Origin of the sequence: Streptomyces sp. NPDC002809, assembly GCF_040295435.1 — a bacterium.
GTDB lineage: Bacteria > Actinomycetota > Actinomycetes > Streptomycetales > Streptomycetaceae > Streptomyces.
In genome coordinates this window covers 1-6,815 of record NZ_JBEOVJ010000154.1, presented here as the reverse complement: position 1 = coordinate 6,815, position 6,815 = coordinate 1, and the positions used below count along the sequence as shown (strand labels likewise).

Below are 6,815 nucleotides of genomic sequence, written 5' to 3'. Positions count from 1 at the left end.
CGCATACTGGATGTATTCGGACGTTCCGACAACGCGGCGAGGCGCCGTAGCTGTCGTCGCGCGCCCGCCAGGGATTACGGGACAGCCCTTAGTCGGCGACGCTCAGCGCCCCGACCGGGCAGACGTTGACGGACTCCAGGACTTCGTCGCGCAGCTTCTCGTCCGGTGTCTCGATCAGCAGGACCACCTTGCCGTCCTCGTCGTTCTGGTCGAACACGGCGGGCGAGGTGATCACACAGGAACCGGCGGCGACACAACGCTCTTTGTCGACGATCACACGCATGGAAGGACTCCTTTACCAGGTAACCGGCAGCTCGTGGACGCCGTCGATGAGGGCGTTGGCCTTGAAGGGCAGTTCGTCCAGAGCCGCGTCGAGACGCAGTCCGGGGATACGCCGCAGCAGGGTCGTGAAGACGACCTCCAGCTGCATGCGGACGAGCATCTGGCCTGCGCACTGGTGGCGTCCGAAGCCGAACGCCACGTTGTGGCGTGCCTCGCGGCGGGTCAGGTCGAGGGTGTTGGGGTCCTTGAAGACCGCCGGGTCGTGGTTGGAGGCCGAGAGCGAGCAGATGACGCCCTCGCCCTTGCGGATCAGCTGGCCGCCGATCTCGGCGTCCTCCAGCGCGACGCGGACGGTGCCGTGGTCGGAGATGCTGGAGTAGCGCGACAGCTCGTCGACGGCCTGGCCCGAGAGTTCGGGGTGTGCGCGCAGCCAGTCGGCCTGCTCGGGGTGCTGGAGGAGGACGAGGGCGCCGATGGTGATGCCGTTGACGGTGCTCTCGTGGCCGGCGGCGATCATGGCCCGTACCAGGGCGCTGATGTCGGCCGGTTCCAGTTCGTTCTTCTGGTCGTTGCGCTGGAGCAGGCTGCTGATCAGGTCGTCGCCGGGGTTCTTCTGACGCTCGGCGATGAGCTCGTAGAGGAGCACCTCGACCTCGGCGTTGGCCGAGGCGTGCTCCTCGGCGCTGCCCTGGGTGACGAGGAGGGTGACCCAGCGGTGGAACAGGTCGCGCGACTCGTGCGGTACGCCGGTCAGCTCGCACATGCCGATGGACGGCACGGGCATCGACAGCATGGACACCAGGTCCACCGGGCCGCCCTGGGCCAGCATCGCGTCGATGCACTCGTCGACGATCTCCTGGGTGCGCGGCCGCATCGCCTCGACGCGCTTCACGCTGAGCTCAGGCATCAGCATCATGCGGTGCGCGGTGTGCTCCGGCGGATCCATGTGCAGCAGGGCGGGCTTGACCTTGCCCAGCAGTTCCATGGGGAAGTGGAACTGGAGGGGGTAGCCGGGGTCGGCCATGTTGGAGCTGAACCGCGGGTCGACCAGCATCTGCCGGACGTCCTCGTACCGGGTGAGGAGCCAGGCCTCACGGCCGTTGAACTTGAGCTTGACCCGGGAGACCGGCTCGGTCTCCCTCAGCACCGCGTACTCCGGTGCGGGGTCCAGGGGGCAGCCGGTGCGCTCCAGGGGGAAGGGGCGGGGCTGGGCGTGCGGACAGGCGTCGACGAGATCGGACATGGTTCCTTCTCCAGAGGTCTCTGCGCTCGGTGGGTGACGGCCTCCCCGCGACAGGGGGACCGCTCCCCGTCGCGGGGAGGTCGTGAGGGGTGGCGCTCTCAGCCGCGGGCCTTCTCGAGGGAGGCGCGCACGGCCGCGGCGGTGCGGGCGATGTTCTCGCTGAGCGGCAGGGCGCGCAGGTCGGCGGAGAGGACCTCCACCGACGGGGTGAGGTCGACGCCCTTGGCGTCCAGCGTGTGCAGCAGCCCGGTGATGTCGAAGTCGCCCTCGCCGGGCAGCAGTCGCCCGCTGAGGACCTCGTTCATGACGTCGGGGGACGGGGTGCGCGGGGCGTCCGCGAACTCCACGGCCGCGATCTGTGCGCCCGTGAGCTGGTCGACCGAGCCGACGCCCGTCGGGTCGCGGAAGAGGTGCCACATGTCGATGAGCAGCCCGGCGTTCGGGCGGTCCGCGGCGACGATGATGTCGGAGGCGACCTGGTAGGTGAAGCCGGGCATCACGGCCATGGCTTCGAGGGAGATGTTCAGTCCGCGCGCGGCGGCCCGGTCGCACATCGCGCCGAAGCGCTCGGTGAGGACCTCGGTGGGGGGCATCTCCACGCCGGGCGGGTACACGGCACAGGACTTGACGGCGGGAATGCCGGCCAGCCCGGCCAGCTCGAAGAGGCGGGTCTCCGACTCCAGTGCGGGGCCGCTCTCCTCCGGTCCCGCGTTCCAGCCGAAGTGGACCTCCAGCTCGTGCAGCCGGACCCCGTACTCGGAGAGCAGGCCGCGCAGCTTGTCCGCCGAGTGGTCGGCCAGGAACGACTCCAGCTCCTCGACAGCCATGCCCATCGAGACACAGTTGTTCTCGGCCAGCGCCGACAGCCGTTCCTCCAGCGTGTACCGCACCGGCTCCTGCCAGGCCGACCCGGTCAGCTGCAGATAGGCGAATCCCAGGTCGGTCCTGGTCAGAAGGGTCATGGTGTACCTCTCGCTCGAAAGTCCGCGGCCGGTCCTGGTGCCGGTGGAAGGGGCGCGGCGCCGGCCTGGGCGCGTCCCGTCAAAGGTGCGTGGGGCCCGGGGCGACCGGGCCGCGCTCAGGCCGCGAGGCTCCGGCGGACGGGCCGGAGCGCCGTCCGCGGGTCCACGGCGACCACGTCGAAGTTCCCGGTGGTGACGGGAACCCGGCCGAAGAGGCTGTCCGGACCGGCGACGTACAGCTTGCCGACGCCGTGGCGGCGCAGGGAGTCGACGACGGCGGGCCAGCGCACCGGACGGACGAAGCCGTCCAGCAGCATGGTCCGCACCTGGTCGCCGGTGGTCAGCAGGGTGCCGTCCTGGTCTGCGACGACCGGGATCCGGGGATCGTGGAAGGTGAGCGGGGCGAAGAGTTCCTCCTCGGCCCGCTCACGCAGAGGGGCGAAGACGCTCGCGTGCATGGGCGGGCGCATCGTGTACAGCGGCAGGCCGCCGACCGAACGCAGCCGCTTGCCGAGCCACTCCAGCACGGTCGCGCGCAGCGACACCATGTAGAAGTCCTCGTCGACATGGCAGGAGATCTCGTACCACTCGCCGCGCTCGTCGAGTTCGGCGAGCACCCGGTCCAGTTCGGGGCGCGGCACGCGCGTGAACGAATGGGTGACGACGTCGTGGTGGTTCTCGGCGAACCAGGACTCCAGGAGCCTGGCCCAGCCGGCGGTGAGGCGTACGGCGTCGGCGAATTCCAGGACGCCGGTGTGGGCCGCCGCGGTCTTTCCGCCGAAGCTGGGTCCGACGCAGAGCGCGGGTTCCGGGTCGAACCGGTCCTGCGCCCAGGTGGCGAGGGCCAGGCAGTTGACGAGGAACGCGACCTGGGCGTACTCGCTGTAGTCTCCCTCGGTCTCGCGGTAGCGGTCGACGAGTGAGTAGCCGAGTGCGTGGTCGGCCTCGGCGACGAGCCGGCGGGCCACCGGGTTGACCAGCATGAACTTGGCCGAGTCCTGGAAGCGCGTGGGGCTCATGCCGGGGAAGACCAGCGCACCGCCGGTACGGAAGTCGTCTCTCATGGTGTCCTGCCCTTCAGCACGTCGTCCCGGCGCGATCAGCCCGTCGGGCGCTTCGTTTCCGAACCGGTCGGGCTCCAGGCTGAGGTCTGCCCGCCGCCGCCAAAACCCCTAAGGTTCGCGGGTCCCAATTCCGTTGCCGCCGCTCGGCCTTGGAGGCGCGGCATCTTGGCGGCCGGGTGGTGTAAAGGGACTTCGCTTCCATCCGGCGGTGCCCCGTAGAGCCCCTAAGGGTCCCGTGTCCGGGCCGGCCGGGCCGGTGGGCGGGCCGGGGCCCGGCCGCAGGTCGCAAGGGCTGTCCCGCCAGGGATGCCGGGACGGCCCTTTAGGGGGGTGCCGGACAACTTAGGGGAGGGCACGAGGACCGCGCCGGGTCTTCAATGAGGGACGGTTATCCGGATTCCGGCGCCGGTGCGAGAAGCCACCGGGCACCGTCGAGCCAAGGATGGGTGGGACCATGACAGTGCATCAGGACGCCCCGTCGAACAGTGGTGGTGACAACTCGGCGCCGCCCCGGCCGGATCTGCGCTCGCTGGTGGCTCAGGCGGCGGAGCTGAAGAGCGCGGCGCGCGAGGGTATGGGTCCCCACTCCACCGAACAGCAGCACGCGCGGGGCAAGTTGACGGCCCCGGAGCGGTTGGAGCTGCTCTTCGACGCGGGGACGTTCCAGGAGGTCGAGGCGCTGCGGCGACACCGTTCCACGGGATTCGGCCTGGAGCACCGACGCCCCGGCGGGGACGGGGTGATCACCGGGTGGGGCCAGGTGCACGGGCGCACGGTGTTCGCGTACGCGCATGACTTCCGGGTCTTCGGCGGCTCGCTGGGCGAGGCGCACGCCGAGAAGATCCACAAGGTGATGGATCTGGCGATCTCGTCCGGCGCGCCCCTGGTGGGGCTGAGCGACGGTGCCGGGGCGCGGATCCAGGAGGGTGTGACGGCGCTCGCCGGGTACGGCGGGATCTTCCGCCGCAACGTGCGGGCGTCCGGGGTGATACCCCAGATCAGTGTGATTCTCGGGCCGTGCGCGGGCGGTGCCACCTACTCGCCGGCGCTCACCGACTTCGTCTTCATGGTGCGGGACATCTCGCAGATGTACATCACCGGGCCGGACGTGGTCCAGGCCGTCACCAACGAGCGCGTGACACACGAACAGCTCGGTGGGGCGGAGGTCCACGCGACGGTCTCCGGCGCGGCCGGCTTCGTGTACGACGACGAGGCGGAGTGTCTGGAGGAGGTCAGGCACCTGCTCTCCCTGCTGCCCGCGAACAACCGCGAACTGCCCCCCGAGGCGCCGACCGACGACCCTGCGGACCGGCGGTGCGAGAGTCTGCTGAGCCTGGTGCCGCACCACGCCAACCAGTCGTACGACATGCGCGCGGTGATCCGGGAGATCGTCGACGACGAGGACTTCTTCGAGGTCCACGCGCAGTGGGCCACCAACATCATCTGCGCGTTGGCGCGGCTGGACGGTCACACGGTCGGCATCGTGGCGAACCAGCCCGCCTCGCAGGCCGGGGTGCTGGACATCCACGCATCGGAGAAGGCGGCGCGGTTCGTCCAGACCTGCGACGCGTTCAGCATCCCCCTGGTCACGCTGGTCGACGTGCCGGGCTTCCTGCCGGGCACCGACCAGGAGCACCAGGGCATCATCCGGCACGGCGCGAAGCTGCTCTACGCCTACTGCGACGCGACGGTCCCCCGCGTACAGGTCATCCTGCGCAAGGCGTACGGCGGTGCGTACATCGTGATGGACTCGCGCTCCATCGGGGCCGACCTCTCCTTCGCCTGGCCGACCAACGAGATCGCCGTGATGGGCGCGGAGGGCGCGGCGAACATCGTCTTCCGCCGGGAGATCGCCGCCGCTCCCGATCCCGCGGCGGCCCGTGAGCAGCGGATCAAGGAGTACCAACAGGAGCTGATGCACCCTTACTACGCGGCCGAACGCGGTCTCGTGGACGACGTGATCGATCCTGCCGAGACCCGTTCGGTGCTGGTACGTTCCCTCGCGATGCTGCGGACCAAGGACGCGCGGGTTCCGGCCCGCAAGCACGGCAACCCCCCGACCTGAGCCCTGTGAGGAGTGACCGAGCCCATGACCGCTGCCCCCTACGCCCCGGCCACCGGATCCGCCGCCCCGGACGGCGCCGGCCCGGCGCTGCGCTTCCTCGGCGGCGTGCCGTCCGCCGAGGAGATCGCTGCCGTGACCACCGCCCTGCTGAGCCTGCGCCGCGCCCCGGCGGCCGGCCCGTACGCCCGCCCCTGCGCCACACCCCGGTGGAGCGCACCGCTTCATTACCGCCCGCCCGGCAGCTGGGCTGCCCGGTGAAGCACTTCGGCAACGGCCGGGGCGCCCCCGGCTCCCCTTCCGACTCCGTACCGGACCCGGCCCGACAGCGACAGCGACAGCGACAGCGACAGAAGGATGTAGAGCACTGATGACGGACGACTCACGGGAGACCGGGCCCTGGATCCGGCGATTCCATCCGGCGCCCGAGGCCCCCGCCCGCCTGGTCTGTTTCCCGCACGCGGGCGGATCGGCCACCTACTACTTCCCGGTGTCACGTGTGCTGTCCCCGGCGATCGACGTTCTCGCGATCCAGTACCCCGGCCGCCAGGACCGCAGGAGCGAGCCCTGCGTGGAGGACATCGAGGAGCTGGCCGATCTCGTCATCGAGGAGCTGCGCCCCTGGGGGGACCTTCCCCTGACCCTGTTCGGCCACAGCATGGGGGCCACGCTCGCGTTCGAGGTGGCCCGCAGGCTGGAGGCGGCGGGAACGCCACCGAGCACGCTCTTCGCCTCGGGCCGCCGGGCGCCCTCCCGGGTACGGGACGAGACCGTGCACCTGGCGACCGACGACCGCCTCATCGCCGACATCACCCAGCTGAGCGGTACGGATTCCGCGGTGCTGGCCGATCCCGAGATCCTGCGCATGATCCTTCCGGCGATCCGCAGTGACTACAAGGCCGCGGAGACGTACCGCTACCGGCCGGGACCGCTGCTCGGCGTGGACGTCGTGGCGCTCGTCGGTGACAACGACCAGCAGGTGACCGTCGACGAGGCGACATCGTGGGGCGAGCACACCACGGCGTCGTTCGAGCTGAAGGTGTTCCCCGGTGGACACTTCTACCTCGACTCCCACGTGGCCCCGGTCCTCGACCTGATCCGCGCGCGCACGAGCGCCCTGACCGTGGAATCGGAAGGGCGGCTGGTACCGCAACATCGTCTTCGTGCCTGCCTACAACGACCAGGGCAAGAACGCCGCGGCG

At 70.3% G+C, this 6,815-nt stretch carries 7 protein-coding genes; 3 read left to right on the top strand and 4 right to left on the bottom strand.

Annotated features, from left to right (window positions below):
- Positions 1–88 precede the first annotated feature (88 nt).
- From ABT025_RS39050 to ABT025_RS39035, 4 genes are all read right to left on the bottom strand, one after another.
- Complete coding sequence (locus ABT025_RS39050) at positions 89–283, bottom strand: ferredoxin (protein ID WP_136329937.1); 195 nt, start codon at positions 281–283, stop codon at positions 89–91.
- Between the two features lie 12 nt (positions 284–295).
- Positions 296–1,525, bottom strand: a complete 1,230-nt coding sequence (locus tag ABT025_RS39045; protein ID WP_351003539.1) for a cytochrome P450 — start codon at positions 1,523–1,525, stop codon at positions 296–298.
- A 98-nt stretch (positions 1,526–1,623) separates the two neighbouring features.
- Positions 1,624–2,487 carry a sugar phosphate isomerase/epimerase family protein gene (locus ABT025_RS39040; RefSeq protein WP_351003537.1) on the bottom strand — a complete coding sequence of 288 codons (864 nt, stop codon included), beginning with the start codon at positions 2,485–2,487 and terminating at the stop codon, positions 1,624–1,626.
- Between the two features lie 116 nt (positions 2,488–2,603).
- Entirely contained in the window at positions 2,604–3,470 is an 867-nt protein-coding gene (locus tag ABT025_RS39035; protein WP_351003542.1) for an ACP S-malonyltransferase, read from the bottom strand.
- A gap of 535 nt (positions 3,471–4,005) precedes the next feature.
- Here ABT025_RS39035 and ABT025_RS39030 point away from each other — a divergent pair.
- The 3 genes from ABT025_RS39030 to ABT025_RS39020 form a co-directional block, all read left to right on the top strand.
- A complete protein-coding gene (locus ABT025_RS39030) occupies positions 4,006–5,616 on the top strand; it encodes an acyl-CoA carboxylase subunit beta (RefSeq protein ID WP_351003535.1) in 1,611 nt (536 codons plus the stop codon).
- Positions 5,617–5,640: 24 nt separating this feature from the next.
- The gene (locus tag ABT025_RS39025) at positions 5,641–5,874 is read left to right on the top strand and encodes an acyl-CoA carboxylase epsilon subunit (protein WP_351003533.1); all 234 of its coding nucleotides are present in this window, start codon (positions 5,641–5,643) and stop codon (positions 5,872–5,874) included.
- Between the two features lie 109 nt (positions 5,875–5,983).
- Positions 5,984–6,815, top strand: an 832-nt coding sequence (locus tag ABT025_RS39020; RefSeq protein ID WP_502972133.1) for a thioesterase II family protein, incomplete at its 3' end; no start/stop codon positions are given.